This window comes from Neisseria sp. DTU_2020_1000833_1_SI_GRL_NUU_006, from assembly GCA_032388755.1.
GTDB lineage: Bacteria > Pseudomonadota > Gammaproteobacteria > Burkholderiales > Neisseriaceae > Neisseria > Neisseria sicca_C.
The window spans coordinates 1,867,860-1,893,195 of sequence record CP135593.1 but is presented as its reverse complement, the minus strand read 5'-3'; the positions used below and the strand labels follow the sequence as shown (position 1 = coordinate 1,893,195).

Annotated in this window: 21 protein-coding genes, 3 tRNA genes, 3 rRNA genes and 2 pseudogenes; 21 read left to right on the top strand and 8 right to left on the bottom strand. The window is 50.6% G+C overall.

The genetic code is table 11. The annotated features are described in order from the left end of the window. Positions 1–27 precede the first annotated feature (27 nt). The 5 genes from RSJ68_09195 (at position 28) to RSJ68_09175 (ending at position 5,765) form a co-directional block, all read left to right on the top strand. Positions 28–381 (top strand): helix-turn-helix domain-containing protein, encoded by a 354-nt coding sequence (locus tag RSJ68_09195; protein ID WNU96600.1) that lies wholly within the window; start codon positions 28–30, stop codon positions 379–381. A gap of 135 nt (positions 382–516) precedes the next feature. Then, positions 517–711, top strand: coding sequence for a sulfur carrier protein ThiS (gene thiS / locus RSJ68_09190; GenBank protein ID WNU96599.1), 195 nt, complete (start codon positions 517–519; stop codon positions 709–711). Positions 712–770: 59 nt separating this feature from the next. After that, entirely contained in the window at positions 771–1,559 is a 789-nt protein-coding gene (locus tag RSJ68_09185) for a thiazole synthase (protein WNU96598.1), read from the top strand. Between the two features lie 207 nt (positions 1,560–1,766). After that, positions 1,767–4,556, top strand: a complete 2,790-nt coding sequence (gene polA, locus RSJ68_09180) for a DNA polymerase I (GenBank protein ID WNU96597.1) — start codon at positions 1,767–1,769, stop codon at positions 4,554–4,556. Positions 4,557–4,568: 12 nt separating this feature from the next. Next, positions 4,569–5,765, top strand: a complete 1,197-nt coding sequence (locus tag RSJ68_09175; GenBank protein ID WNU96596.1) for a hypothetical protein — start codon at positions 4,569–4,571, stop codon at positions 5,763–5,765. Between the two features lie 151 nt (positions 5,766–5,916). Here RSJ68_09175 and RSJ68_09170 read toward each other — a convergent pair whose 3' ends face one another. Beyond that, on the bottom strand, positions 5,917–6,885 hold the full coding sequence (locus RSJ68_09170) for an IS110 family transposase (protein ID WNU98386.1): 969 nt from the start codon (positions 6,883–6,885) through the stop codon (positions 5,917–5,919). A 557-nt stretch (positions 6,886–7,442) separates the two neighbouring features. Here RSJ68_09170 and RSJ68_09165 point away from each other — a divergent pair. Together RSJ68_09165 and RSJ68_09160 are read left to right on the top strand one after the other, a co-directional pair. Continuing rightward, a complete protein-coding gene (locus tag RSJ68_09165; protein WNU96595.1) occupies positions 7,443–8,816 on the top strand; it encodes a Na+/H+ antiporter family protein in 1,374 nt (457 codons plus the stop codon). Beyond that, positions 8,817–9,044, top strand: a complete 228-nt coding sequence (locus tag RSJ68_09160; GenBank protein ID WNU96594.1) for a SlyX family protein — start codon at positions 8,817–8,819, stop codon at positions 9,042–9,044. Between the two features lie 68 nt (positions 9,045–9,112). Here the strand turns inward: RSJ68_09160 and RSJ68_09155 are convergent, their stop codons facing one another. Continuing rightward, entirely contained in the window at positions 9,113–9,652 is a 540-nt protein-coding gene (locus tag RSJ68_09155) for a DUF924 family protein (GenBank protein WNU96593.1), read from the bottom strand. 129 nt (positions 9,653–9,781) lie between these two features. On the opposite strand from RSJ68_09155, the pseudogene RSJ68_09150 reads away from it, so the two are divergent. Then, positions 9,782–9,889: pseudogene (locus RSJ68_09150) on the top strand (IS5/IS1182 family transposase). Here RSJ68_09150 and RSJ68_09145 read toward each other — a convergent pair. The 3 genes from RSJ68_09145 to RSJ68_09135 all read right to left on the bottom strand — a co-directional run bounded on the left by RSJ68_09145 (position 9,889) and on the right by RSJ68_09135 (position 11,577). Beyond that, a complete protein-coding gene (locus RSJ68_09145; GenBank protein ID WNU96592.1) occupies positions 9,889–10,215 on the bottom strand; it encodes a rhodanese-like domain-containing protein in 327 nt (108 codons plus the stop codon). The pseudogene RSJ68_09150 and the gene RSJ68_09145 overlap by 1 nt on opposite strands. Before the next feature lie 99 nt (positions 10,216–10,314). After that, complete coding sequence (locus tag RSJ68_09140) at positions 10,315–10,971, bottom strand: protein-L-isoaspartate O-methyltransferase (GenBank protein ID WNU96591.1); 657 nt, start codon at positions 10,969–10,971, stop codon at positions 10,315–10,317. 102 nt (positions 10,972–11,073) lie between these two features. Beyond that, positions 11,074–11,577, bottom strand: coding sequence for a GAF domain-containing protein (locus RSJ68_09135; GenBank protein WNU96590.1), 504 nt, complete (start codon positions 11,575–11,577; stop codon positions 11,074–11,076). A gap of 183 nt (positions 11,578–11,760) precedes the next feature. On the opposite strand from RSJ68_09135, the gene tpiA reads away from it, so the two are divergent. From tpiA to RSJ68_09115, 4 genes and pseudogenes are all read left to right on the top strand, one after another. Next, positions 11,761–12,534, top strand: coding sequence for a triose-phosphate isomerase (gene tpiA / locus RSJ68_09130; protein WNU96589.1), 774 nt, complete (start codon positions 11,761–11,763; stop codon positions 12,532–12,534). Between the two features lie 7 nt (positions 12,535–12,541). Next, entirely contained in the window at positions 12,542–12,904 is a 363-nt protein-coding gene (gene secG, locus RSJ68_09125; protein WNU96588.1) for a preprotein translocase subunit SecG, read from the top strand. A 13-nt stretch (positions 12,905–12,917) separates the two neighbouring features. Continuing rightward, positions 12,918–13,003 (top strand) — tRNA-Leu (locus RSJ68_09120). 219 nt (positions 13,004–13,222) lie between these two features. Further along, positions 13,223–13,545, top strand: a pseudogene (locus RSJ68_09115) (Arm DNA-binding domain-containing protein). A gap of 149 nt (positions 13,546–13,694) precedes the next feature. On the opposite strand, the gene RSJ68_09110 reads toward RSJ68_09115, so the two are convergent. After that, complete coding sequence (locus RSJ68_09110) at positions 13,695–14,318, bottom strand: TIGR01621 family pseudouridine synthase (GenBank protein WNU96587.1); 624 nt, start codon at positions 14,316–14,318, stop codon at positions 13,695–13,697. A gap of 10 nt (positions 14,319–14,328) precedes the next feature. Further along, entirely contained in the window at positions 14,329–14,901 is a 573-nt protein-coding gene (locus RSJ68_09105) for a TMEM165/GDT1 family protein (GenBank protein WNU96586.1), read from the bottom strand. A 332-nt stretch (positions 14,902–15,233) separates the two neighbouring features. On the opposite strand from RSJ68_09105, the gene RSJ68_09100 reads away from it, so the two are divergent. After that, the gene (locus RSJ68_09100) at positions 15,234–15,821 is read left to right on the top strand and encodes a YdcF family protein (GenBank protein ID WNU96585.1); all 588 of its coding nucleotides are present in this window, start codon (positions 15,234–15,236) and stop codon (positions 15,819–15,821) included. Between the two features lie 130 nt (positions 15,822–15,951). On the opposite strand, the gene ffh is transcribed toward RSJ68_09100, so the two are convergent. Further along, on the bottom strand, positions 15,952–17,322 hold the full coding sequence (gene ffh / locus RSJ68_09095) for a signal recognition particle protein (GenBank protein WNU96584.1): 1,371 nt from the start codon (positions 17,320–17,322) through the stop codon (positions 15,952–15,954). Positions 17,323–17,438: 116 nt separating this feature from the next. Between ffh and RSJ68_09090 the strand changes: the two genes are divergently transcribed. The 8 genes from RSJ68_09090 (at position 17,439) to RSJ68_09055 (ending at position 25,312) form a co-directional block, all read left to right on the top strand. After that, on the top strand, positions 17,439–18,245 hold the full coding sequence (locus RSJ68_09090; protein ID WNU98385.1) for an inner membrane protein YpjD: 807 nt from the start codon (positions 17,439–17,441) through the stop codon (positions 18,243–18,245). Between the two features lie 459 nt (positions 18,246–18,704). Continuing rightward, positions 18,705–20,245: ribosomal RNA gene (locus RSJ68_09085) — 16S ribosomal RNA — on the top strand. A gap of 101 nt (positions 20,246–20,346) precedes the next feature. Further along, positions 20,347–20,423 (top strand) — tRNA-Ile (locus tag RSJ68_09080). Positions 20,424–20,428: 5 nt separating this feature from the next. Then, a tRNA-Ala gene (locus tag RSJ68_09075) sits at positions 20,429–20,504 on the top strand. 431 nt (positions 20,505–20,935) lie between these two features. Further along, positions 20,936–23,827: ribosomal RNA gene (locus tag RSJ68_09070) — 23S ribosomal RNA — on the top strand. Between the two features lie 93 nt (positions 23,828–23,920). Further along, positions 23,921–24,034, top strand: a 5S ribosomal RNA gene (rrf, locus tag RSJ68_09065). Together the 16S, 23S and 5S rRNA genes with 2 tRNA genes alongside form the textbook arrangement of a ribosomal RNA operon. 348 nt (positions 24,035–24,382) lie before the next feature. After that, positions 24,383–24,673: a helix-hairpin-helix domain-containing protein gene (locus RSJ68_09060; protein WNU96583.1), complete on the top strand. Its 291-nt coding sequence runs from the start codon at positions 24,383–24,385 to the stop codon at positions 24,671–24,673. A 174-nt stretch (positions 24,674–24,847) separates the two neighbouring features. Then, positions 24,848–25,312, top strand: coding sequence for a type IV pilin protein (locus RSJ68_09055; protein WNU98384.1), 465 nt, complete (start codon positions 24,848–24,850; stop codon positions 25,310–25,312). The last annotated feature ends 24 nt before the right edge of the window (positions 25,313–25,336 follow it).

Genomic DNA, 25,336 nt, shown 5'->3' with positions numbered 1-25,336 from the left:
TCATATAGTTACATAAAGGATACTGCCATGCCCCGCACACCGCACCCAAGCTACGACTGCGCCGAAGGCTGCTCGGTGGAAGCCGCGCTTTCCGTTATCGGCGGCAAATGGAAAGGCACGATACTCTACCGCCTGCACACGGACGGCACACTGCGCTTCAACCAAATCCGCCGCATCCTGCCCGATGTGTCGCAGCGCACGCTGACCGTCCAACTGCGTGCATTGGAAGCCGACGGCATCATTTCGCGCACCGTGTATCCCGAAGTCCCGCCGCGCGTGGAATACCGCCTGACCGACTACGGCAAAACGCTTGCGCCCGTGCTGACGGCATTGAAGGAATGGGGCGACGGATTCAAGCAAGAGCAGGCGCATCGCGAATAAAGAAACTTATAGTGGCTTAACTTTAAACCAGTACGGCGTTGCCTCGCCTTGCCGTACGATCTGTACTGTCTGCGGCTTCGTCGCCTTGTCCTGATTTAAAGTTAATCCACTATACATACGAAACATCGAGAAACCATGAACATCATCTTAAACGGTAAACCCGCCGAACTTCACGGCACAACCGTTGCCGACCTCATCGCTCAAACCGCGCCGCAAAAGCCTTTTGCCGTCGCGGTAAATACCGGATTCGTCGCCAAAGGCGCATATGCGGAAACGGTTTTGAACGAAAACGACAAAGTCGATATTGTGCGGCCGGTGGTCGGCGGCTAGGCGGTTTTGCCTTTTCAGACGACCCCTGTCCCCAAAACAACCTTACAAAGGAACCCATCATGCTCACCCTATACGGAGAAACTTTCCCTTCACGGCTGCTGCTCGGCACGGCTGCCTACCCGACGCCCGAAATCCTCAAACAATCCGTCCAAACCGCCCGCCCCGCGATGATTACCGTCTCGCTGCGTCGTGCGGGAAGCGGAGGCGAGGCGCACGGTCAGGGGTTTTGGTCGCTGTTGGAAGAAAGCGGCGTCCCCGTGCTGCCGAACACAGCAGGCTGCCAAAGCGTGCAGGAAGCGGTAACGACGGCGCAGATGGCGCGGGAAGTATTTGAAACCGATTGGATCAAACTCGAGCTCATCGGCGACGACGACACGTTGCAGCCCGACGTCTTCCAGCTTGTTGAAGCGGCGGAAATCCTGATTAAAGACGGCTTCAAAGTGCTGCCTTATTGCACCGAAGACCTGATTGCCTGCCGCCGCCTGCTCGACGCGGGCTGTCAGGCGTTAATGCCGTGGGCGGCGCCGATCGGCACGGGTTTGGGCGCGGTTCACGCCTATGCACTGAACGTCCTGCGCGAACGCCTGCCCGACACGCCGCTGATTATCGACGCGGGCTTGGGTTTGCCCTCGCAGGCGGCGCAAGTGATGGAATGGGGGTTTGACGGCGTATTGCTGAACACCGCCGTTTCCCGCAGCGGCGACCCCGTCAACATGGCGCGCGCCTTCGCACTTGCCGTCGAATCCGGACGGCTGGCATTTGAAGCTGAACCGGTCGAAGCACGAACCAAAGCCCAAGCCAGTACGCCAACCGTGGGGCAGCCGTTTTGGCATTCGGCGGAATATTGACGAATAGCGTGTTGCGGGTATGTGAAAAGGTCGTCTGAACATTTTCAGACGACCTTTTTACAGCGATGCTTAATGGTATGTTCGCGGAAAGGGAAGGGCGTTTTGAGTGGAACGTGTTATGCCATGAAAACTTGCTTTCAGACGACCTCTTGTCTTTTCCTTTATAATCCGTCCATCTATTTTTCACTCATTTCAAGCAGGTTCACCATGTCCAAACCCACTCTCCTCCTCGTTGACGGCTCTTCTTATCTCTACCGCGCTTATCACGCGATGGCGCAGTTGTCCGCGCCTGACGGTGCGCCGACGGGTGCGCTTTATGGCGTGTTGAACATGCTGCGCCGGCTGCGGGCGGATTATGTTCATGATTATTGCGCGGTGGTGTTTGATGCGAAGGGCAAGAATTTCCGCCACGAGATGTTCCCCGACTACAAGGCGACGCGCCCGCCGATGCCGGACGATTTGCGCCCGCAGGCGGAAGCCTTGCCGGATTTGGTGCGGCTGATGGGCTGGCCGGTGCTGGTGATTCCACAAGTCGAAGCGGACGACGTCATCGGCACGCTGGCAGCAATGGCTGGCGAAGCGGGTTGGAATGTGGTGGTGTCCACCGGCGATAAGGATATGGCGCAGTTGGTGAACGATCGCGTGACGCTGGTGAACACGATGAGCGGCGAAACGCTGGACATTGAAGGCGTGAAGGAAAAATTCGGCGTGCGCCCCGACCAAATCCGCGATTATCTCGCGCTGATGGGCGACAAGGTGGACAATGTGCCGGGCGTGGAAAAATGCGGCCCGAAAACGGCGGTGAAATGGCTGGAAGCCTACGGCTCGTTGGCAGGCGTAATGGAACACGCTGCGGAAATCAAGGGCAAGGTCGGCGAAAACCTGCAAGCTGCGCTGCCCCAACTGCCGCTTTCGTATGATTTGGTGACGATTAAAACCGATGTGGACTTGCACACCGAGCTTTCAGACGGCCTCGAAAGCCTGCGCCGCACTTCGCCGAAATGGTCGCAGCTTGCGGTCGATTTCAAACGCTGGGGCTTCCGCACTTGGCTGAAAGAAGCGGAAAGCCGTATGCACGAAGCGGCGGACGGCGATTTGTTCGGCAGCGATACGATAGGCGAACAGGCGGCGTTGGACATGGAAACGTCGTCTGAAAGGCTACCTGAAAAAGCCGTTGCCCCCGATACGCTGGATTATCAAGCCGTTACCACTGAAGCGCAGTTTGCCACCTTGTTGGACAAACTGTCGCAGGCGGACAAAATCGGTATTGATACGGAAACCACGTCCCTAGACGCGATGAACGCTGCGCTGGTCGGCATCAGCATCGCGTTCCAAGCAGGCGAAGCGGTTTACATCCCCGTAGGCCACAGCCTGACCGCCGCGCCCGAACAGCTTGATTTGCAAGACGTATTAGGTCGTCTGAAACCGCATTTGGAAAACCCCGCCCTGAAAAAAATCGGGCAAAACCTCAAATACGACCAACACGTTTTCGCCAACTACGGCATCGCCCTGAACGGCATTGCCGGCGACGCCATGCTCGCTTCCTACATCATCGAGAGCCATCTCGGACACGGCTTGGACGAATTGTCCGAACGCTGGCTGGGCTTGGAAACCATTACCTACGAATCGCTATGCGGCAAAGGCGCGAAGCAAATCGGGTTTGCCGACGTTGCCATCGGGCAGGCAACAGAATACGCCGCCCAAGACGCCGATTTCGCCCTGCGCCTCGAAGCGCACCTGCGCGCGCAAATGGATGCCAAACAGCTTGAAATGTATGAAAAAATGGAGCTGCCCGTCGCGCAGGTATTGTTTGAAATGGAACGCAACGGCGTGCAAATCGACCGCGCCGAACTCGCCCGTCAAAGCGCAGAGCTCGGCGCCGAGCTGATGAAGCTCGAACAGGAAGCCTACGCCGCCGCAGGCCAGCCGTTCAACCTCAACTCGCCCAAACAACTGCAAGAAATCCTGTTCGACAAAATGGGCATCCCCACCAAAGGCCTGAAAAAAACCGCCAAAGGCGGCATTTCCACCAACGAAGCCGTGCTCGAACAGCTCGCTCCCGACTACCCCCTGCCCAAAATCATCCTGCAAAACCGCAGCCTGGCGAAACTCAAATCCACCTACACCGACAAACTGCCCGAAATGATTTCCCCCAAAGACGGCCGCGTGCACACCACCTACGCCCAAGCCGTCGCCATCACCGGCCGCCTCGCCAGCAACAACCCCAACCTGCAAAACATCCCCATCCGCACCGCCGAAGGCCGCCGCGTGCGCCGCGCCTTCACCGCACCGCAAGGCAGCGTCATCGTCTCTGCCGACTATTCCCAAATCGAGCTGCGCATCATGGCGCACCTCTCCGGCGACAAAACCCTGATTGCCGCGTTCCAAAACGGCGAAGACGTACACCGCCGCACTGCCGTCGAAGTATTCGGCATCGCCCCCGAAAACGTCTCGTCCGAACAACGCCGCTACGCCAAAACCATCAACTTCGGCCTCATTTACGGCATGGGCCAATACGGCCTCGCCAAATCGCTGGGCATAGACAACCTGTCCGCCAAAACCTTCATCGACCGCTACTTCGCCCGCTACCCCGGCGTCGCCGAATACATGCAGCGCACCAAAGAACAAGCCGCCGCCCAAGGCTTCGTCGAAACCCTGTTCGGCCGCCGCCTCTACCTGCCCGACATCCACAACAAAAACGCCAACGCCCGCGCCGGAGCCGAACGCGCCGCCATCAACGCCCCCATGCAAGGCACCGCCTCCGACCTCATCAAACGCGCCATGATAGACGTGTCCCGCTGGCTTTCAGACGACCTCTTACAAAGCAAACTGATTATGCAGGTGCATGACGAACTGGTGCTGGAAGTACCCGAAGCCGAACTGGATTCAGTCAAAGAAAAACTGCCGCAGATTATGGCGAAAGTGGATGATGGGATGTTGAAAGTACCGCTGGTGGCGGAGGTTGGCGTGGGGATGAATTGGGAAGAGGCGCATTGAAGAGGAATAACGATGATTTATTTGGAATTTTTGAATAATGACGAAACCATTAAAGCCCTGTGCCAAAATTATTGGCAAATTAACAAAGATGGTCATTTTATCTATGATGTAAAAGAATTGTCAGGGCAATATGGAATTAATACCCCTACTCTATACAAAATGGTGAAAGAATCATGTATTGCTTATATTTCTGACACGGTTTGTATTTCCTGTGGAAAACAACATGTTTGCCATAATCGAACCGAATTTTATAAGCTTATTAAAAAAAACAATATGATCTGTATGGAGTGCAGAGCGAAACAACAGCAACAGTTTTTATATGAAAAACAGGAAGAGGAGAAGAAAAAAGAATTAGAAAAAACAGAAAAGGAAAGAAAGCAGAGAGCGCAATTGATTAATGATGTTTCATTTAGCTTGGAACATCATCTTTTTGATTTTTCGGAAGCTTCTCTAAAGCAGATTATTTTTCTTTTTACACTAATAAGATTTTCTGCAAATGAGGAATTGTCCGAACTACAAGCTTATTCCGATATTTATGGAATAAGATTTACGCCAAATGAAAATTACAGTATTGAAATCCTTAGGCAGTTATACAGGGACAACATACTTTTGATTGACCCCAGTAGCAATCTATCAGCTTTTAATTTTCATGATGACGGATCTTTCAGCTTTTCTATAACTGAAGTAATTTGGTTGATAAATTCTAAGGAAAATATTTCTTCTCTTCAGTCAATGATTGGAGAAATAGTCTGTATGCCAGAGTTTTTTGATACATACTCTTTAGAGATAAAACAGCTCTGTGAAGAAGTTGCATTACAGGAATGTTTAGCTTATTTGGATTATCAATTGACAGCACGTCATTTTGTTTTTTCTCCAGGAGAAAAAACAAAAGCGGTATTCAATAAGCTTCTCCAAAAATATTCCGTAGCTCAAATGTATAATTTTATTTATAGGGCTTGTAGATATGCATCAGATGAATACCAAAAACGTCAGATTTCTAAAAAACAAGCAGCTAATTTGATTCCGGGGGCAGTTCAAAGGTATGGGGAAAGAGCTGAGGCAGAAGGATGGGAAATAACACCATATAAGCGTGATTTCAATTTGCCACAATCAGAGTTGAGTGTAGTTCTTTATGATGCGATTTTAGGAAAACCTGATGGTGGATTTAATCTATCCATTGAAAATTTATTTAAAAACAATAAATTGTAGTTTTTTGTATACCCATAGTCGGATACTTGTGTCCGACAAAAGCCTACCATCTCAAAAGCCGTCAGATTCGAGAATCTGACCTACTGAAACTGGGCATCGGGTGTAGCAACTGTATTTTTCACCCCGTCGGGCAAAAATACAAAAACTCAAATCAAGCCGTTCGGATACCGTTTTCGGTGGTACCGTTTTCGGCAAAATAATCACGCATCCGGGCATTCAATATCGTCAACAGTTTGCGCATACATGCCGTAACGGCAACCTTATACGGCTTACCCTTGGACAGCAGGCGCTGATAGAAATCCCGAATAAGCGGTTCAAAACGTGTCGCTACCACGGTAGCCATATACAGCGCCTTACGCACCGCAGACCTTCCGCCGAAGCAGCGGCTTTTGAATTTGGTTTCACCACTCTCCCTCGGGTGCGGGGCAATGCCGACCAAACTCGCTATCCGTTTGTGGCTCAACCGCCCCAATTCGGGCAGCATCGCCATCAGCGTAGCCGTCGTTATCGAACCGATACCTTTGATTTGCTCTGCCACTTGGGCTTTGCCGTCAAAATGCGTGTGGGTGTGGTCGTCGATTTGTTTGTCCAATTCGTCAATCAGCCGGTCAAAATGGGCAATCAGTTGTTTGACGCTTTCGACTTGCGTTTCATGAACCTGATGCAGACGGTTTTTCTCGGCAGTCCGCATATCCACCAGTTGGTTGCGGCGGTTAACCAATGCTTCCAACACTTCTTCCGCTTCGGTGGGCGGGTGGTAGAGCATGGTTTGCCAACCTTCTTTCTGCGTCATCATCTGTGCGAAGAAGGCGAGCATTTGGGCATCTTTGGCATCGGTTTTGGTCAGCGACTGCGATTGGGCAAACTGATGCGTCTGACGCGGGTTGGCGATGATCACGGCCATACCTGCGCGGTGGATGGCTTTGGCGGCGGGGATTTCGAGACCGCCGGTGCTTTCCATCACAACGAGGGCGACGTTGTGCTTTTTAAGGTATTCGATAGTATGGGCGATACCTTTCGGGTTGTTGGTTTCGGTTTTGGTTTTAGACAAAGACGAAACGGCGATGACGAAGTTTCGTTTGGCGATGTCGATGCCTGCGTAATTGTGTTGGGTACTCATCATAAACCTGCCTTGCATTCGGTTGTGTTGTCTGGCAACTGTCCGGTTGTGTCGATGGGTTGCCCGACCGCTCCCTAAGCTACTCAACGGTTGTTTGCCTTGGGTGTGTACGGATGGCGGCCGGGCGGTTTGTTGCTATGATACGGGAGTTCCGATATACAAGGGTGTGTGCGGTACGCACGCATGCGGTTGTTAAACCCCAAAACCCATCCAAGGTCGTCTGAAAAGATGGACAGTCAGCCGTAGGCCGGATACTTGTATTCGACAAAAGCCTGCCATCTCAAAAGCCGTCAGATTCGAGAATCTGACGGTTGAAACCGGGCATCGGGTGTAGGTGTGTACGGTACGCATGCACGCGGTAGTTGAAACCCAAAAACTATCCGAGGTCGTCTGAAAACTGGTTTCTCTCGTTTTCAGACGACCTTTATTTTGGGTGCGGGGTAGGGCGGGTCGTCTGAAAGGCGGCTTGCCCTAGCGTGTTAAATCATGTTAGGTTATGATGTTTCTTTTAATATATAAATAGATGGCCGACAGGTCGTCTGAAACGGAGAAAGGGCATGAATGCCGTAGTGATTGCAGTAATCGTGATGCTCGTGTTGTCGCTGTCGCGGGTACACGTTGTATTGAGCCTGACTGTCGGTGCGTTTGTCGGCGGACTGGTGGCGGGTATGCCGCTGGAAAACGTCGTAGATACGGCGGGTAATGTTACGCAGTCGGGGATTATTCCCGTGTTTAACGAAGGTTTGAAGGGCGGCGCGCGGATTTCTTTGTCTTATGCGATGCTCGGTGCGTTCGCGATGGCGATTACCTATTCGGGGCTGCCGCAGCAGCTTGCGGGCGGCATTATCCGCAAACTCAACAACAGTCAGGATGCCGCGAAAGGCGAAAGTTCGGTGAAATGGACGCTGTTGCTGATTATTTTGGCGATGGGCATCATGAGTCAAAACGTCGTGCCTATTCATATCGCGTTTATTCCGATGATTATTCCGCCGCTTTTGCTGGTGTTTAACCGTTTGAAAGTCGACCGCCGCCTAGTGGCGTGTGTGATTACGTTCGGTTTGGTGACGACTTATATGTTCCTGCCTTACGGCTTCGGCGCGATTTTCTTGAACGACATCCTCTTGGGCAACATCAAATCTGCGGGCATGGACGTAAAAGGCATTAGCGTCATGCATGCGATGGCGATTCCTGCGCTGGGTATGGTGGCGGGGCTGATTTTGGCGTTTATCCATTACCGCAAACCGCGTTCTTACCAAACCAATACCATTGATGCCGAGGACAACCGCGAAGCATCCGAACAGCCCCAGCCTTCGGCTTACCGCAGTCTGGTGGCGGCGGTGGCAATCGGCGTGTGCTTTGCGATTCAGTTGATGTATGAAGATTCGCTGGTGTTGGGCGCGATGCTGGGGTTTGCCGTCTTTATGATGCTCGGCGTGATGAACCGAGATGCTGCCAGTGATGTGTTCGGTGAAGGCATCAAAATGATGGCGATGGTCGGTTTCATCATGATTGCGGCGCAAGGTTTTGCGGCAGTCATGACCGCGACAGGCGAAATCAAACCGCTGGTCGAACACAGTATGCAGCTTTTCGGCGGCAATAAAGGCATGGCGGCATTTGCTATGTTGTTTGTCGGATTGTTGGTCACCATGGGTATCGGCTCTTCTTTCTCCACCTTGCCGATTATTACCGCGATTTATGTGCCGCTGTGTATCAGCCTCGGCTTCTCGCCGCTGGCAACCGTCGCCATCGTCGGTACGGCGGGCGCATTGGGCGACGCCGGTTCGCCCGCGTCTGACTCGACGCTCGGCCCGACCATGGGTTTGAACGCCGACGGACAACACGACCACATCCGAGACTCCGTCATCCCGACCTTTATCCACTACAATATCCCGCTGATGATTGCCGGCTGGATTGCCGCGATGGTGCTGTAAATGAGTGAAATGGACGAATTGGAACACCGCATCGCCGAGCTGGAAATCCAAACCGCGCTTCAGGAAGACTTAATCGGCAGCCTGAACGATACGGTGGCGAAAATGCAGCAGACGCTGGATTTGCAGCAGGCGCAGTTGAGGCTGCTTTATCAGAAAATGCAGGATAAAGGCGCAAACGGAGAGCGCGAACCTTACAGCCTGCGTGATGAAATTCCGCCACATTATTGAAGCGAGAATATGAAAGAAGGTCGTCTGAAAAATGGTTTTCAGACGACCTTCAAATTTTGAAACCCAAATTAAAATGACGAACCTTCCTGCTTCAAAAATTCCGCCTCTTCCTCCGTGCTTTCACGTCCCAATACGGCATTGCGGTGCGGATAGCGTCCGAAGCGGTCGATGATGACTTTGTGTTTGATTTCAAAATCCAATGCGTGTCCGTCGGTATAGCGTTCAAACAGAGGAACGGCTTGTTCGTGGACAACTTGACTTTCGCTGTGCATCAACGGCATGAGCATGAAATGGCGTTCGTGCGATAGGAGGTCGGCGAAACTGGGCTGACGGACGGCTTCTTGGGCAAGGATGAGAGCGGCTAAATCTTGGGCAAATGCTTGGGAGCTGTTGCGAAACAGGTTGCGCGAGAATTGGTCGAGCAGGATGATTTCGGCGAGCCTGCCTTGCAGGGTGTCGCGCCAGTGTGCAAGCTCGCCACGGGCCGCCTGTTGCCAGACATCAAAAAATCGCGCGCGAATCTCGGCATCGAATCCATCGTTTTTGGCAAACAGAAAAGGACGGTTTTCTTCGGCAAACCAGAAATCTAAGACGGTTTGGGGTGTCATGAACATTTCTTGCAATAGAAGATTATTAAGTACAAGGTCGTCTGAAAAACCGAATCAAGGTTTGAACTGCACCCCAAAAGTTGGACATCCCCTCCAACTCACAAGGTGCAGTTTTTTTATGAGCAAATATATAGTGGATTAACTTTAAATCAGGACAAGGCGACGAAGCCGCAGACAGTACAGATAGTACGGCAAGGCGAGGCAACGCCGTACTGGTTTAAAGTTAATCCACTATATCAATATCTCGCCATCGTCCCATCCACCTGCAAAGCCCAAGCATCAATCCCGCCTTGCAGATTAAACAGATTTTCAAAACCCGCATCTGCCAGATACATCGCCGTATGTAGGCTGCGGATGCCGTGGTGGCAGTAAACGACAATCGGCAAATCGTCGTCGGGCAGCTCGTTTTGGCGCAGCGGAATCAGGTTCATCGGGATATGGATGGCGTCAGGCAGGGCGCAGACGGCTGTTTCCTCGTCGGTGCGCACGTCCAGCAGATGGAACGCGCGGCCTTCTTCCTGCCATTGTTGCAGTTGCAGCGGGGTGAGTTGCGGGATCGTCATGATGTTGTGTGTGTGAAATGATGGAAACGATGAAAGGTCGTCTGAAAACGTTTCGCCATGTCCGGCTAGTTTTCAGACGACCTTTGATTTCAAAAAAGATTAAAAATCGAAATCGCCGAAAGGACGGTTTTCTTTGTCGTCCAAATGCGCGACCAGCGTGTCGAACAGGACTTTTTCTTCAAATTCGTCGCCCTTGCGCGTAATCAGCAGCGCGCGCTGTACCGGCCGGCGACCGACGATGACTGCCATGCGGCCGCCGTCTTTCAACTGTTCTTTCAATACGTCAGGCACGCGGTCCACCGCGCCGCCGACGTAAACCGCATCAAACGGTGCGCCCGCGGAAGGCTCGGTCAGCCCGTTGTTTTGCACATAATCGATATTGTCCAAAGCCAAGCCGTCCAACACTGCTTTGGCGCGGTTTTGCTGCTCGGCATCGAGGTCGTCTGAAACCACTTTGCCCGCCAGTTTCGCCAAGAGCGCGGTCGCATAGCCCGAACCCGTACCGATTTCCAAAACCGTATCGGTTTTGGTCAGCTTCAACCCCTGCGCCAACCGCGCCACGACTTTCGGCTCGAGCATCTTATGACCATTCGCAAGAGGCAGCTCCATATCGGCATACGCCAAACCCTGCAAGGACTCGTTCACGAAACGCTCGCGCGGAATCTCCTCCAAAGCGTCCAAAACGTCAAAATCCAATACATCCCACGGACGGATTTGCTGCTCGACCATGTTGAACCGCGCTTTTTCAAAATCCATTTTGTGCTCCGTTAAATAATTGTTTTAGCAATGGCAGACATTATAAAACCACACTCCCGCCACGCCAACTTCAGCGCGCGCCGCCCGCCCGTTTTTTCGGTCTCAAGCCGCCTGATGCGAAGCCTTAAACCGCTTCTCCAAAATCTTCGCCAGTTCGCCCAAATACAAAGCATCCGTTTCATCAAACTGCGCCAAATGCTCGCTGTCCATATCCAATACGCCGATACAGAGGTCGTCTGAAAACAGCGGAACCACAATTTCCGAACGCGACAAAGACGAGCAGGCAATATGGTCGGGATGCGCGTTGACATCCTTGACGACCACCGTCTCGCCCTTCGCCCAAGCCTGACCGCACACCCCGCGCCCGAACGGAATCCGCGTACACGCCAAAGGCCCCTGAAACGGCGCCAAAACCAATTCGTCCGTACGCGTATCGACCAAATAAAAACCCACCCAAAACCAGCCGAACGCTTCCTTCAAAACCGCCGCCGTGTTCGCCAAATTCGCCACCCAATCCGTCTCGTCCGCCACCACAGACTCAATCTGTGGCAATACCTCCCGATAAAGCGCGGCCTTGTCCGAAGCCGAAAAATGAAGCGCGTGCATAGCCATGTCCTATATATGTGTATATCAAGCAGTTATTATAAAACAGGTCGTCTGAAACAGCATTTCAGACGACCCCGGGCATCCCGTTTCAAGTTGCGAACCCGTCGCATATCCACTAAACTTCACGTTACATCACGCTACACGCAGCGTACAGCCAAAGAAACACAACACGGAGCAAAAAAGATGTATCACCAAATCGGAATGTGGGATCAAAAATGGGTCATCGGCAACTGGAAAATGAACGGCCGACTCCAAAACAACAACGCACTCATGCACCGCTTCCGCATCATGCCCACCGCCGAACGCGTCCTCATCGGCCTTGCCGCCCCGACCGTTTACCTGTTGCAACTGCACAACGCCATGCAGATTGTCCTCAACAACCGCATCCTTACCTGCGCCCAAGACGTCAGCCGCTTCCCCAACAACGGCGCCTACACAGGCGAAGTTTCCGCAGAAATGCTCGCCGACATCGGCACAGACATCGTCCTCATCGGACACTCCGAACGAAGCCTCTATTTCGGCGAAAAAAACGAGATCCAACGCCGCAAAATGGAAAACGTCCTCAACGTAGGCCTCATTCCCCTATTGTGCGTCGGCGAAAGCCTCGAAGAGCGCGAAGCCGGCAAAGAACACGAAGTCATCGCCCACCAACTCTCCGTATTGCATGGACTGAACACCAAAAACATCGCCGTCGCCTACGAGCCGGTATGGGCAATCGGCACCGGCAAAGTCGCCACCGTAGAACAAATTGCCGACATGCACGCATTCATCTACAAAGAAATCTTGTCTTTGTGCGGAAACGATGTTAAAATCCGCGTTCTTTACGGCGGAAGTGTGAAAGCAGACAATGCAGCCGACATCTTCGCAGTACCTCATGTAGACGGCGCATTGGTTGGCGGCGCGTCATTATCATATGACTCATTTACCGCCATCATCAACGCAGCGCAAGCCTCGTAGAAAACATATGGAAGCCTTTAAAACCCTTATCTGGATTATTAATATTATTTCCGCTTTGTCAGTGGTTGTGTTAGTATTGCTGCAACACGGCAAAGGCGCGGACGCAGGCGCGACCTTCGGGTCAGGCAGCGGCAGCGCGCAGGGCGTATTCGGTTCCGCAGGCAACGCAAACTTCCTGAGCCGCGCAACCGCCATCGCAGCGACTTTCTTCTTCGCAACCTGCATGGCAATGGTTTATATCCATACCCATACAAACAAACACGGTTTAGACTTCAGCAATGTGAAACAAACCCGGCAGGCTCCTAAACCTGCTGCTCCCGCTGAAAACCAACCCACACCTGCTGCACCCACTCCTCAGCAGCAGAAATAACAGTTTTTCAAATGCCGACATGGTGAAATTGGTAGACACGCTATCTTGAGGGGGTAGTGGCCGTAGGCTGTGCGAGTTCAAATCTCGCTGTCGGCACCAACACACAAAACGCTTAGAAATTCTAGGCGTTTTTTTTCGTTTAATCCCATCTAATACCATCAACCAATCTCAATAAATACAAGGCTTTCAGACTGATTGCTATCCTATTGTCTTCTTTCTGATTGTATAATTCCGTCTAATTCAGCCTAATTGAAGTAACCTAAAATTTACGGTATCTTTTGCGGTATCTGAAAAATACCTCGAAAAAATACCGTAAAAATGAAGCTGAATGACCGACAAATCAAAAACGCCAAGCCTGCCGAAAAACCGTTTAAGCTGAATGACGGCAAGGGCTTGTATCTGTATATCAATACAAGCGGCGGGAAGTTATGGCGGTTTGATTTTCGCATAACGGCAAACGTAAAACGCTTTCAATCGGGAAATATCCGACCGTATCACTGGTAGAAGCCCGCGCCGCTGCCGAGAATGCCCGCCGCTTGCTTGTATCTGGGCAAGACCCCAGCGAAGCCAAGCAACAGGAAAAGCGCGAACGGCAAGCCGCCGCCCTAAATACCTTTGAATCAATCGCCCGCCGCTGGCATAACGACAATCTACACCGCTGGAAAGAAAACCACGCCACCCGTATTATTTTCGGCTTTGAAAGGTGTTGCCCTAACTACCCGCTTTCTTAGCGGTTTTTTATTTTCGATTATCTGATGCGATACACGAAACCTTGTCAGATATTTTGGATTTATTCATAAATGAAATCTAATGGCGGCCATTCCTCACTCAAGGGCGCGACGATTTCAAACGCCTGATCTTGATAATCAAATTTGATTTTCCAGGAATGAAGGAACATCCTCGATGCAGGCTTCCCGCCGTAGAGCGTATCGCCCAAAATCGGGCTGCCCAAGCTTTTCATGGCGACACGGAGTTGGTGGGTTTTGCCCGTATGCGGATGCAGGACGAACAGGCGCAGGCCGGGTTCTAAACTGTGGCTGCCAAATTCGGTCACGGCGGGATTTTCCATGCCGCGCGTCAGTTTCCATGTGCCGCGCCGCGATTTTTCCATATCGCCTTTGATCCAACCTTGCTTCTTAGACGGCTTGTCCGTTGCCAGCGCCAAATAAGTTTTACGCATGGTTTTGGCGGCAAATTGCTGCGCCAACTCCGACGCGCTTTTCGGGTTCAGGGCAAACAGCAGCACGCCGCTGGTCAGTTTGTCCAAGCGGTGCAGCAGCCAAACCTGCTCAAGACCGAGCTGCACCGCCAACGTCTGCGTCAGGCTGACTTCGCCCTCTTTCTGATGTACGGATACGCCTTGCGGCTTGTTAATGGCAACAAAATCGGGATGTCGAAATAAGATTTCCCACATTTCAGACGACCTATTTCAACATAATGCCGCCGCCCGCCAAAGTGATGGCGCCCAATACGCAAAACAGTACGCAGGCGGAAATCCGCACGGCTTTGGCGGGGATTTTTTTCATCAACATATCGCCCAGATAAACCACGGGGACGGTTGCCAACATCAATCCGGCAACGCTGCCGAGTACGACCATGGATAAGGATTGGTATTTTGCCGCCAGCAAGACCGTGGCGATTTGGGTTTTATCGCCGATTTCCGCCATGAAAAACAGGAAAACCGTCGCCCCGAACGCGCCGTATTTGAGCCAGCGGCTGTCGGGGTTTTCATCTTTATCGGGCAAGAGCAACCACAAACCGACTGCGATAAAGCTGATGCCGACGATCCATTTGACGGTCTCAGGAGAAATGGCTTCCGCCAGCCATACGCCGACAAATGCGGAAACCAAATGATTCAGTAAAGTGGCAATGAAGATGCCGGAGACGACCGCGTTTTTCTGGGCGAAACGAGCGGCAAGGAAAAGAGCGAGCAGTTGCGTTTTATCGCCGATTTCGGCAATGGCAATGCCCAATATTGAAGAGAAAAATGCTTCCATTAAGATACTCAACCGAAGCGGGCAAAAACAAAAAGCGTTGCACACACCGCCCGCCAGGGTATGGACAACGCTTACGTCTTGCCTGTCTTCCTGTTGTCAGGAAGATGCCGCCACCATGACTGATCTTTGTCGAACTCGGTCAATTATGTTGATAACGGCTCTGATTGTCAGTGAAAATCAGATGGCTACTCCCGTAAGAGTGTGCGCATTATAAAGATGGAAGGGGAGGGATGCAATAAGTAATTGGCGGCTAAGGGGTTGTCTGAAGCCTTGAAAGATGCTGAAAGAAATTATGCTATGATGACCCAAGGTCAAAATCCACCGGAGTATTAATGCAAAAGTATTGGATATTGTGCATCGTTTGTTTTTTGGTATGGTGTACTGTTTTGGGCTGGCTGCATCTATGTGCAGTCAATGTGGAAAAAAGGTCGTCTGAAAACCTGTCTTCTGCCGATATTGCCGTTGTTTTAGGTAATGCTGTTAACCGCAGAGGAAAACCTAATCCTTGTTTGCGCTCGCGGGTTGAAGCAGGTGTCAGGCTGTATCGGCAAGGTAAGGTGGGTGAATTGCTGATGAGCGGAGGAACGGACGGGGACGGCAGCAATGAAGCCCAAACTATGCGCGATATGGCCGTGGAAATGGGCGTACCGTCCGAAAAAATACGGTTGGAAGAACATTCAAAAAGTACATATGAAAATATCGTGCTGAGTGGACCGAAGCTACGGGATGCGAACGAAATCATCATTGTCAGTGATGCTTTTCATCTTGCGCGTGCCTCTTGGCTTGCTAAGCGCTATTGGCAGGGTAAAACTGTTGAATTGTATGCTTCAGGGGCGTGCGGTGATTCGACGGTAAATTATTTGCGCAAACTGTCTCGGGAGGTGCTTGCATGGGTAAAGGCGGTTGCACTTTACAGTTAGGGGCTGACTATTATTTTTTATAATAGTAGATGGCCATGCGTTTGACTGACTAGAATCTCAATATGAAGAGGTCGTCTGAAAACCCAATTTCAGTTTTCAGACGACCTCTCTCTCTTAGATTTCCTGCCAATTACATTCCGGGGAACATTCCTTTCATACCCTTCATGCCTTTTGCCATGCGCATCAGTTTGCCCAGTCCTTTTCCGCTGAACATTTTCATGACTTGTTGCGATTGTTCAAACTGTTTGAGCATTTTGTTGACTTCCTCTACGCTGGTGCCGGCACCTGCGGCAATGCGGCGTTTGCGGCTGGCTTTGAGCAGGGCTGGGTTGGCGCGTTCTTTGGGTGTCATGGAGTTGATGATGGCTTCGACTTTACCCATGGCTTTTTCTGCCGTGCCTTCGGGAATTTGTTTGGAAATCTGACCCAGTTCGCCCGGCATTTTTGACATCAGGCTTTCCAGTCCGCCCATATTACGCATTTGCTGGATTTGTTCTTTAAAGTCATTGAGGTCGAAGCCTTTGCCTTTTTGCAGTTTTTTCGCCATTTTGGCGGCGGCTTCTTCGTCTATGCCTTTTTGTACATCTTCAATCAGGCTTAATACGTCGCCCATACCGAGAATACGGCTGGCTATGCGGTCTGGGTAGAAGGGTTCGAGTCCTGTGATTTTTTCACCGATACCGATAAATTTGATGGGTTTTCCGGTAACGTGGCGCACAGACAATGCTGCACCGCCACGAGAATCACCGTCCATTTTGGTCAGGATGACGCCGGTCAGCGGAAGGGCTTCGTTGAATGCTTGTGCGGTGTTTACAGCGTCCTGACCCAACATGGCATCGACGACGAATAAGGTTTCTACCGGATTGACGGCTGCGTGCAGCGCTTTGATTTCATTCATCATCTCTTCGTCAATCGCCAAGCGTCCGGCGGTATCGACCATCAAGACGTCGTAAAAGTGTTTTTTTGCATAATCAATCGCAGCAGTGGCAATTTCGACAGGTTTCTGATTGGAATCGGAAGGGAAGAAGTCAATGCCGACTTGCTCAGCCAAAAGGCGCAACTGTTCGATAGCGGCAGGGCGGTATACGTCGGCTGAAACGACCAAGACTTTTTTCTTCTGTTCGTTTTTCAGCAGACGGGCGAGTTTGCCGACGGTGGTGGTTTTCCCCGCACCTTGCAGACCTGCCATTAAAACGACAGCAGGCGGTACGGCCGCCAAGTCTAAAGAAGAATTTTCTTTGCCCATCAATTCGATCAAGGCTTGGTTGACGACGCCGATAAAGGCTTGGTCAGGGGTCAGGCTGCCGGTAACTTCTTGTCCGAGAGCTTTTTCTTTGACGTTGTTGACAAATTCTTTTACGACGGGCAGGGCAACGTCCGCTTCGAGCAGGGCAAGGCGGACTTCCCGCAGCGCCTCTTTGATGTTGTCTTCTGTCAGTTTTGCTTGACCGCGGATATTTTTGAAAACTTTACTAAAGCGGTTGGTTAAGTTGTCTAACATGCTTGTCCTTGGTAATGATAATAGCTGCCCTGTTCGGGGCATTCTTTGCTAAAATAAAATTGAGATTATTTTACACTATCGCGTGCGGTTATGTATGCGCGCCAAGAAAGTTTGTTATGCCGACTATCCTGATTTGCCTGATACTGGTGTATGCCGGATTGGGTATATTCGTTTGGTTCAACCACAAGACCCGAGAGATTAAAGATTATCCTCTAAAAGCCGAGTTGGCTGTTTTGGGTGCTGCGCTGACCATGCACGGTGCCGTATTGCTTATGCCTGTCATTCAAGACAAGATTTTGATCATGGGCTTTGGGTATTCCATCAGTTTGATTGTGTGGTTGATGCTGCTGGTGTATTTCGTTGGTAGTTTTTTCTATCGTCTGCGCGGATTGCAGCTGCTTTTGTATCCGTGCGCAGCGTTTACCTTATTATTGGGCGCGCTGTTTCCAGGAAAATATGTCGGTTATCAAATCAATGATTTGCCGTTTATGTCGCACATTGGTACATCGTTGCTGGCATACGGTTTATTCGGCATTGTGACCTTGTTTGCCGTTTTGATTTTGCTGCTCAACCGTAACCTGCATAGGCGACGTGTTTCCAGTTTGTCCGGTTTTCTGCCGTCTTTACTGAGTTTGGAAAAGCTCATGTTCCAGGGGATGTGGGTAGGTTTTATCTTATTAACCTATTCGGTTGTCAGCGGGACATTTTTTGCAGAGGCTGTATTCGGTAAACCCGTTACATTTACCCATAAAACCGTATTCGGCATTCTCTCATGGATAATTTACGGTGCGTTGCTGCTTAAGCACAGTATGACGGCATGGCGGGGTAAAAAAGCAGCCGTTTGGACAATCATCGGGTTTGTCAGCCTAATGTTCGCTTATGTAGGAAGCAAGTTTGTATTGGAAATCTTGCTGCAGCGTTAAGGTGAGAGTTATTCGGGTAATAGTGTATTTGGATTAATAAAGGTCGTCTGAAAGGGATTTCAGACGACCTTTGGTGTTGATTGAGTTTGGTTTGAGAATATTTTGAAATAAAAGTCTTTGTATTTCAGGTTGTTGTCAGGTTTTTTGGAATTTTTTGCGGTTTGGGGGTTGACGGTTTTTGAGGGGAGGGGTATAGTTCGGTTCTTCGCTGCTTCGGCGGTGATTGAACGAACAGGCAAGTATATCACAGTTGGTCTGATTTTTCGAGGTTTTAAGAAAAGTTTTGATTGACAATGAGATGAAATGCTTTATAATTCGTTTTCGCTCTTTAACAAAACAGATTACCGATAAGTGTGAGTGCGACAGCCTCACACTGTTTGAAAGACAGACAAGATGATGTTTTAGACATTGTCCTGTCGGTTTCTTTGAAGCAGACCAGAAGTTAAAAAGTTAGAGATTGAACATAAGAGTTTGATCCTGGCTCAGATTGAACGCTGGCGGCATGCTTTACACATGCAAGTCGGACGGCAGCACAGAGAAGCTTGCTTCTTGGGTGGCGAGTGGCGAACGGGTGAGTAACATATCGGAACGTACCGAGCAGTGGGGGATAACTAATCGAAAGATTAGCTAATACCGCATATATTCTGAGGAAGAAAGCAGGGGACCATTTGGCCTTGCGCTGTTTGAGCGGCCGATATCTGATTAGCTGGTTGGTGGGGTAAAGGCCTACCAAGGCGACGATCAGTAGCGGGTCTGAGAGGATGATCCGCCACACTGGGACTGAGACACGGCCCAGACTCCTACGGGAGGCAGCAGTGGGGAATTTTGGACAATGGGCGCAAGCCTGATCCAGCCATGCCGCGTGTCTGAAGAAGGCCTTCGGGTTGTAAAGGACTTTTGTCAGGGAAGAAAAGGGCGGGGTTAATACCCCTGTCTGATGACGGTACCTGAAGAATAAGCACCGGCTAACTACGTGCCAGCAGCCGCGGTAATACGTAGGGTGCGAGCGTTAATCGGAATTACTGGGCGTAAAGCGGGCGCAGACGGTTACTTAAGCAGGATGTGAAATCCCCGGGCTCAACCTGGGAACTGCGTTCTGAACTGGGTGACTAGAGTGTGTCAGAGGGAGGTAGAATTCCACGTGTAGCAGTGAAATGCGTAGAGATGTGGAGGAATACCGATGGCGAAGGCAGCCTCCTGGGATAACACTGACGTTCATGCCCGAAAGCGTGGGTAGCAAACAGGATTAGATACCCTGGTAGTCCACGCCCTAAACGATGTCGATTAGCTGTTGGGCAGCATGACTGCTTAGTAGCGAAGCTAACGCGTGAAATCGACCGCCTGGGGAGTACGGTCGCAAGATTAAAACTCAAAGGAATTGACGGGGACCCGCACAAGCGGTGGATGATGTGGATTAATTCGATGCAACGCGAAGAACCTTACCTGGTCTTGACATGTACGGAACCCTCCAGAGACGGAGGGGTGCCTTCGGGAGCCGTAACACAGGTGCTGCATGGCTGTCGTCAGCTCGTGTCGTGAGATGTTGGGTTAAGTCCCGCAACGAGCGCAACCCTTGTCATTAGTTGCCATCATTAAGTTGGGCACTCTAATGAGACTGCCGGTGACAAGCCGGAGGAAGGTGGGGATGACGTCAAGTCCTCATGGCCCTTATGACCAGGGCTTCACACGTCATACAATGGTCGGTACAGAGGGTAGCCAAGCCGCGAGGCGGAGCCAATCTCACAAAACCGATCGTAGTCCGGATTGCACTCTGCAACTCGAGTGCATGAAGTCGGAATCGCTAGTAATCGCAGGTCAGCATACTGCGGTGAATACGTTCCCGGGTCTTGTACACACCGCCCGTCACACCATGGGAGTGGGGGATACCAGAAGTAGGTAGGGTAACCGCAAGGAGCCCGCTTACCACGGTATGCTTCATGACTGGGGTGAAGTCGTAACAAGGTAGCCGTAGGGGAACCTGCGGCTGGATCACCTCCTTTCTAGAGAAAGAAGAGGCTGTCGCATTCACACTTATCGGTAAACTGTAGAAGATGCGGAAAAATGCTTGAGTGAAGACAAGGTTCGCTTAAGAAGAGAATCCGGGTTTGTAGCTCAGCTGGTTAGAGCACACGCTTGATAAGCGTGGGGTCGGAGGTTCAAGTCCTCCCAGACCCACCAAGAACGGGGGCATAGCTCAGTTGGTAGAGCACCTGCTTTGCAAGCAGGGGGTCATCGGTTCGATCCCGTTTGCCTCCACCAATACTTTCCAAATCAAAGCGAGTTAAAAAGGCAGTGTAACTGCTTTCTTTTTTTCTAAAGAGAAGTCTGCTGACGAATCAGTTTGACGGAAAAAGAAAGGCTGCTATAATAATCAGCTCATTTTGATTTGCGAAGTAAATAGCAATATTGAACGCATCGATCTTTAACAAATTGGAAAGCCGAAATCAACAAACAAAGACAATGTGTCTGTTTTTGATGATTGGCCGATTGCAAACGGTCAGTTGTCTCCCGAACAGGAAAAGAAAAACAGGTACAGTATTTGGGTGATGATTGTATCGACTTAATCCCGAAAGACAAAAGGCGGGATTAAGACACAACAAGCAGTAAGCTTTATCAGAGTAGGAAATTCAAGTTTGATGTTCTAGTCAACGGAATGTCAGGCAAAGTCAGAGAAGTTCTTGAAATGATAGAGTCAAGTGAATAAGTGCATCAGGTGGATGCCTTGGCGATGATAGGCGATGAAGGACGTGTAAGCCTGCGAAAAGCGTGGGGGAGCTGGCAATAAAGCTATGATCCCGCGATGTCCGAATGGGGAAACCCACTGCATTCTGTGCAGTATCCTAAGTTGAATACATAGACTTAGAGAAGCGAACCCGGAGAACTGAACCATCTAAGTACCCGGAGGAAAAGAAATCAACCGAGATTCCGCAAGTAGTGGCGAGCGAACGCGGAGGAGCCTGTACGTAATAACTGTCGAGATAGAAGAACAAGCTGGGAAGCTTGACCATAGTGGGTGATAGTCCCGTATTCGAAATCTCAACGGTGGTACTAAGCGTACGAAAAGTAGGGCGGGACACGTGAAATCCTGTCTGAATATGGGGGGACCATCCTCCAAGGCTAAATACTCATCATCGACCGATAGTGAACCAGTACCGTGAGGGAAAGGCGAAAAGAACCCCGGGAGGGGAGTGAAATAGAACCTGAAACCTGATGCATACAAACAGTGGGAGCGCCCTTGTGGTGTGACTGCGTACCTTTTGTATAATGGGTCAACGACTTACATTCAGTAGCGAGCTTAACCGAATAGGGGAGGCGTAGGGAAACCGAGTCTTAATAGGGCGAAGAGTTGCTGGGTGTAGACCCGAAACCGAGTGATCTATCCATGGCCAGGTTGAAGGTGCCGTAACAGGTACTGGAGGACCGAACCCACGCATGTTGCAAAATGCGGGGATGAGCTGTGGATAGGGGTGAAAGGCTAAACAAACTCGGAGATAGCTGGTTCTCCCCGAAAACTATTTAGGTAGTGCCTCGAGCAAGACACTGATGGGGGTAAAGCACTGTTATGGCTAGGGGGTTATTGCAACTTACCAACCCATGGCAAACTAAGAATACCATCAAGTGGTTTCTCGGGAGACAGACAGCGGGTGCTAACGTCCGTTGTCAAGAGGGAAACAACCCAGACCGCCAGCTAAGGTCCCAAATGATAGATTAAGTGGTAAACGAAGTGGGAAGGCCCAGACAGCCAGGATGTTGGCTTAGAAGCAGCCATCATTTAAAGAAAGCGTAATAGCTCACTGGTCGAGTCGTCCTGCGCGGAAGATGTAACGGGGCTCAAATCTATAACCGAAGCTGCGGATGCCAGTTTACTGGCATGGTAGGGGAGCGTTCTGTAGGCCGATGAAGGTGCATTGTAAAGTGTGCTGGAGGTATCAGAAGTGCGAATGTTGACATGAGTAGCGATAAAGCGGGTGAAAAGCCCGCTCGCCGAAAGCCCAAGGTTTCCTACGCAACGTTCATCGGCGTAGGGTGAGTCGGCCCCTAAGGCGAGGCAGAAATGCGTAGTCGATGGGAAACAGGTTAATATTCCTGTACTTGATTCAAATGCGATGTGGGGACGGAGAAGGTTAGGTTAGCAAGCTGTTGGAATAGCTTGTTTAAGCCGGTAGGTGGAAGACTTAGGCAAATCCGGGTCTTCTTAACACCGAGAAGTGACGACGAGTGTCTACGGACATGAAGTAACCGATACCACGCTTCCAGGAAAAGCCACTAAGCTTCAGTTTGAATCGAACCGTACCGCAAACCGACACAGGTGGGCAGGATGAGAATTCTAAGGCGCTTGAGAGAACTCGGGAGAAGGAACTCGGCAAATTGATACCGTAACTTCGGGAGAAGGTATGCCCTCTAAGGTTAAGGACTTGCTCCGTAAGCCTCGGAGGGTCGCAGAGAATAGGTGGCTGCGACTGTTTATTAAAAACACAGCACTCTGCTAACACGAAAGTGGACGTATAGGGTGTGACGCCTGCCCGGTGCTGGAAGGTTAATTGAAGATGTGAGAGCATCGGATCGAAGCCCCAGTAAACGGCGGCCGTAACTATAACGGTCCTAAGGTAGCGAAATTCCTTGTCGGGTAAGTTCCGACCCGCACGAATGGCGTAACGATGGCCACACTGTCTCCTCCCGAGACTCAGCGAAGTTGAAGTGGTTGTGAAGATGCAATCTACCCGCTGCTAGACGGAAAGACCCCGTGAACCTTTACTGTAGCTTTGCATTGGACTTTGAAGTCACTTGTGTAGGATAGGTGGGAGGCTTAGAAGCAGAGACGCCAGTCTCTGTGGAGCCGTCCTTGAAATACCACCCTGGTGTCTTTGAGGTTCTAACCCAGACCCGTAATCCGGGTCGGGGACCGTGCATGGTAGGCAGTTTGACTGGGGCGGTCTCCTCCCAAAGAGTAACGGAGGAGTTCGAAGGTTACCTAGGTCCGGTCGGAAATCGGACTGATAGTGCAATGGCAAAAGGTAGCTTAACTGCGAGACCGACAAGTCGAGCAGGTGCGAAAGCAGGACATAGTGATCCGGTGGTTCTGTATGGAAGGGCCATCGCTCAACGGATAAAAGGTACTCCGGGGATAACAGGCTGATTCCGCCCAAGAGTTCATATCGACGGCGGAGTTTGGCACCTCGATGTCGGCTCATCACATCCTGGGGCTGTAGTCGGTCCCAAGGGTATGGCTGTTCGCCATTTAAAGTGGTACGTGAGCTGGGTTTAAAACGTCGTGAGACAGTTTGGTCCCTATCTGCAGTGGGCGTTGGAAGTTTGACGGGGGCTGCTCCTAGTACGAGAGGACCGGAGTGGACGAACCTCTGGTGTACCGGTTGTAACGCCAGTTGCATAGCCGGGTAGCTAAGTTCGGAAGAGATAAGCGCTGAAAGCATCTAAGCGCGAAACTCGCCTGAAGATGAGACTTCCCTTGCGGTTTGACCGCACTAAAGAGTCGTTCGAGACCAGGACGTTGATAGGTGGGGTGTGGAAGCGCGGTAACGCGTGAAGCTGACCCATACTAATTGCTCGTGAGGCTTGACTCTATCATTTGAAGAACTTCAAATAAAAAGCTTACTGACTGATTCAGTCATCACCGGATATATTGATTGAGGCTTTGCCGATTTGTACAGTTTAAGTTTGGCGGCCATAGCGAGTTGGTCCCACGCCTTCCCATCCCGAACAGGACCGTGAAACGACTCAGCGCCGATGATAGTGTGGTTCTTCCATGCGAAAGTAGGTCACTGCCAAACACCTATCCTAAGCCCCCGACAGATGTCGGGGGCTTTTACTTTGTATCGTTGACGGGTTTGGCGAACCGGACATCCCTGCCTTGTATGGCGGCGGTGGGCAAAATGGGGTGATACGCCGAATGCTCCGGTTGCAGAAGGATGGACGCTTGATGATGCGGGCGGGTACGCTCCGAAATTGAGGCGGGCTAGCAGATGTTGCGGAATCAATACATTTGGAGATAGTAAGGTTGGAAATATTTAAAATTGTTTGAGTTGAAATAATGGAAAGGATATGATAATAAGATATACAGTGGTAACGCATTCCGGGCGTTGCCGTCCATATTAACGAAACGATAGGAAAACGTCCTTATGAAAAAATTCCTCTTTGCCGCACTCTCCGTTTTGACCGCCTCGCTGTCGCTGGCAGCCGTCAACATCAACACCGCTTCCCCGTCCGAATTGGAAGCCCTGCCCGGCATCGGTCCGGCCAAAGCGAAAGCCATTGCGGACTACCGCCAGCAGCACGGTGGCTTCAAATCGGTGGAGGAGCTCAAAAACGTCAAAGGCATCGGCGAGGGCATCTTCTCCAAACTGAAGGCCGAAGCAACCGTCGCGCCCGCACCCGCAAACCCAAAAGCTAAAAACGCCGTCCAAAAGTAAATTAACTGGAAGCATTAGAGTAAGGAGTTTGAGATGTAGGCTGGTATTCTGCTTGGAAGAAAATGTGGGAGGCTTTAGTCAGTCTGAAAGTAAGTGTTATAAACCCAAAAGGTCTTCTTATACAAAAAGGATATATTGAAATTAGGTAATAAAATTATCAATAGGTAATAAATGATGAATAAAGAAAATTGTAAAGGGTATTCTCTTATTCAATTAATCTTTGTAATTGCAATAATTGGGATTTTAACTTCAATAGCTTATCCAAGTTATCAAAAATATCTTAGAGACTCTGAAATACGTCAGGCTCTGGCAGCGCTTGTTGAGAGTGCTCAGTTTATGGAACGATTTTATCAGCAGAATGGTAGTTTCAAGAAAACTTCTACAGCGTGGCCTGATTTGCCTAACTCTCGGAGTTTAGAAAATTTTTGTATTTATCCTCATGGGCTTGCTAGAGGGGCGTTAGATGGGAAATTTACTTTAAAAGCAGTTGCATTGGATAAGAATAAAGAACCTAGGGTAATAAAGATTAATGAATCTCTAACGACTTTTATTTGTGAAAGTACTACTAGTTCTTGTGATGATGTTACGAAAAACTATTTTTCTGGTGCAGATAAAAACTGTTCCGTATATCGGCTTTAAGAGGGTTTGTGAAGTTATTACTGA

Bases quoted from the DNA above. Each gene is read 5' to 3' on its own strand.
- RSJ68_09145 (WNU96592.1), bottom strand. From the start codon at position 10,215: ATGACGATCCCGCAACTCACCCCGCTGCAACTGCAACAATGGCAGGAA.
- polA (WNU96597.1), top strand. From the start codon at position 1,767: ATGTCCAAACCCACTCTCCTCCTCGTTGACGGCTCTTCTTATCTCTAC.
- tpiA (WNU96589.1), top strand. From the start codon at position 11,761: ATGTATCACCAAATCGGAATGTGGGATCAAAAATGGGTCATCGGCAAC.
- RSJ68_09135 (WNU96590.1), bottom strand. From the start codon at position 11,577: ATGCACGCGCTTCATTTTTCGGCTTCGGACAAGGCCGCGCTTTATCGG.
- RSJ68_09160 (WNU96594.1), top strand. From the start codon at position 8,817: ATGAGTGAAATGGACGAATTGGAACACCGCATCGCCGAGCTGGAAATC.
- RSJ68_09060 (WNU96583.1), top strand. From the start codon at position 24,383: ATGAAAAAATTCCTCTTTGCCGCACTCTCCGTTTTGACCGCCTCGCTG.
- ffh (WNU96584.1), bottom strand. From the start codon at position 17,322: ATGTTAGACAACTTAACCAACCGCTTTAGTAAAGTTTTCAAAAATATC.
- RSJ68_09100 (WNU96585.1), top strand. From the start codon at position 15,234: ATGCAAAAGTATTGGATATTGTGCATCGTTTGTTTTTTGGTATGGTGT.
- RSJ68_09185 (WNU96598.1), top strand. From the start codon at position 771: ATGCTCACCCTATACGGAGAAACTTTCCCTTCACGGCTGCTGCTCGGC.
- RSJ68_09140 (WNU96591.1), bottom strand. From the start codon at position 10,971: ATGGATTTTGAAAAAGCGCGGTTCAACATGGTCGAGCAGCAAATCCGT.
- RSJ68_09175 (WNU96596.1), top strand. From the start codon at position 4,569: ATGATTTATTTGGAATTTTTGAATAATGACGAAACCATTAAAGCCCTG.
- RSJ68_09170 (WNU98386.1), bottom strand. From the start codon at position 6,885: ATGAGTACCCAACACAATTACGCAGGCATCGACATCGCCAAACGAAAC.
- RSJ68_09110 (WNU96587.1), bottom strand. From the start codon at position 14,318: ATGTGGGAAATCTTATTTCGACATCCCGATTTTGTTGCCATTAACAAG.
- thiS (WNU96599.1), top strand. From the start codon at position 517: ATGAACATCATCTTAAACGGTAAACCCGCCGAACTTCACGGCACAACC.
- RSJ68_09105 (WNU96586.1), bottom strand. From the start codon at position 14,901: ATGGAAGCATTTTTCTCTTCAATATTGGGCATTGCCATTGCCGAAATC.
- RSJ68_09155 (WNU96593.1), bottom strand. From the start codon at position 9,652: ATGACACCCCAAACCGTCTTAGATTTCTGGTTTGCCGAAGAAAACCGT.
- secG (WNU96588.1), top strand. From the start codon at position 12,542: ATGGAAGCCTTTAAAACCCTTATCTGGATTATTAATATTATTTCCGCT.
- RSJ68_09165 (WNU96595.1), top strand. From the start codon at position 7,443: ATGAATGCCGTAGTGATTGCAGTAATCGTGATGCTCGTGTTGTCGCTG.
- RSJ68_09195 (WNU96600.1), top strand. From the start codon at position 28: ATGCCCCGCACACCGCACCCAAGCTACGACTGCGCCGAAGGCTGCTCG.
- RSJ68_09090 (WNU98385.1), top strand. From the start codon at position 17,439: ATGCCGACTATCCTGATTTGCCTGATACTGGTGTATGCCGGATTGGGT.
- RSJ68_09055 (WNU98384.1), top strand. From the start codon at position 24,848: ATGAATAAAGAAAATTGTAAAGGGTATTCTCTTATTCAATTAATCTTT.